1 rRNA gene (cut by a window edge) is annotated in these 1,854 nt (G+C 58.1%); it reads right to left on the bottom strand.

Annotated elements, in window-relative coordinates:
• Positions 1-1,709 (bottom strand): 23S ribosomal RNA (locus ACIPK3_RS34245); it reaches 1,500 nt to the left of the window's first position.
• Positions 1,710-1,854 lie beyond the last annotated feature (145 nt).

Here is a 1,854-nt window from a genome sequence, read left to right as displayed (position 1 = left end):
AGCCTACCACTCGGGCTACACCCTTACCCCGGGACAACCACCGCCCGGGCTGGACTACCTTCCTGCGTCACCCCATCACTCACCTACTAACCGCTTGGGCCGGCGGCTCCACCACTCCCCTTTGCCCGAAGGCTCCGGGGCGGCTTCACGGCCTTAGCATCACGATGCTCGATGTTTGACGCTTCACAGCGGGTACCGGAATATCAACCGGTTATCCATCGACTACGCCTGTCGGCCTCGCCTTAGGTCCCGACTTACCCTGGGCAGATCAGCTTGACCCAGGAACCCTTAGTCAATCGGCGCAAACGTTTCTCACGTTTGTATCGCTACTCATGCCTGCATTCTCACTCGTCAACCGTCCACAACTACCTTCCGGTGCTGCTTCACCCGGCAGACGACGCTCCCCTACCCATCACAGCACCCGTTGGGGCTATATGCTGCAATGACACGACTTCGGCGGTACGCTTGAGCCCCGCTACATTGTCGGCGCGGAATCACTAGACCAGTGAGCTATTACGCACTCTTTCAAGGGTGGCTGCTTCTAAGCCAACCTCCTGGTTGTCTGTGCGACTCCACATCCTTTCCCACTTAGCGTACGCTTAGGGGCCTTAGTCGATGCTCTGGGCTGTTTCCCTCTCGACCATGGAGCTTATCCCCCACAGTCTCACTGCCGTGCTCTCACTTACCGGCATTCGGAGTTTGGCTAAGGTCAGTAACCCGGTAGGGCCCATCGCCTATCCAGTGCTCTACCTCCGGCAAGAAACACACGACGCTGCACCTAAATGCATTTCGGGGAGAACCAGCTATCACGGAGTTTGATTGGCCTTTCACCCCTAACCACAGGTCATCCCCCAGGTTTTCAACCCTGGTGGGTTCGGTCCTCCACGAAGTCTTACCTCCGCTTCAACCTGCCCATGGCTAGATCACTCCGCTTCGGGTCTTGAGCGTGCTACTGAAACGCCCTATTCGGACTCGCTTTCGCTACGGCTTCCCCACACGGGTTAACCTCGCAACACACCGCAAACTCGCAGGCTCATTCTTCAAAAGGCACGCAGTCACGAGATACAGCAAGCTGTATCCGACGCTCCCACGGCTTGTAGGCACACGGTTTCAGGTACTATTTCACTCCGCTCCCGCGGTACTTTTCACCATTCCCTCACGGTACTATCCGCTATCGGTCACCAGGGAATATTTAGGCTTAGCGGGTGGTCCCGCCAGATTCACACGGGATTTCTCGGGCCCCGTGCTACTTGGGTGTCTCTCAAACGAGCCGCTGACATTTCGACTACGGGGGTCTTACCCTCTACGCCGGACCTTTCGCATGTCCTTCGTCTATGTCAACGGTTTCTGACTCGTCCCACGGCCGGCAGACCGCAGAAGAGAGATCCCACAACCCCCACGACGCAACCCCTGCCGGGTCTCACACGTCGTAGGTTTGGCCTCATCCGGTTTCGCTCGCCACTACTCCCGGAATCACGGTTGTTTTCTCTTCCTGAGGGTACTGAGATGTTTCACTTCCCCTCGTTCCCTCCACACTGCCTATGTGTTCAGCAGCGGGTGACAGCCCATGACGACTGCCGGGTTTCCCCATTCGGAAACCCCCGGATCAAAGCCTGGTTGACGACTCCCCGGGGACTATCGTGGCCTCCCACGTCCTTCATCGGTTCCTGGTGCCAAGGCATCCACCGTGCGCCCTTAAAAACTTGGCCACAGATGCTCGCGTCCACTGTGCAGTTCTCAAACAACGACCAGCCACCCATCACCCCGCACCGAAGCACGAGTTCACTGGGGCCGGCATCCCGAAGGACGAGCAACGCTCGCACCCTCAGACACCCAACAGCGTGCCCGACACAG

The sequence above is a fragment of the Streptomyces sp. NPDC086787 genome, from assembly GCF_044745865.1.
Lineage (GTDB): Bacteria > Actinomycetota > Actinomycetes > Streptomycetales > Streptomycetaceae > Streptomyces.
This window is presented reverse-complemented; position numbering and strand designations above follow the sequence as displayed.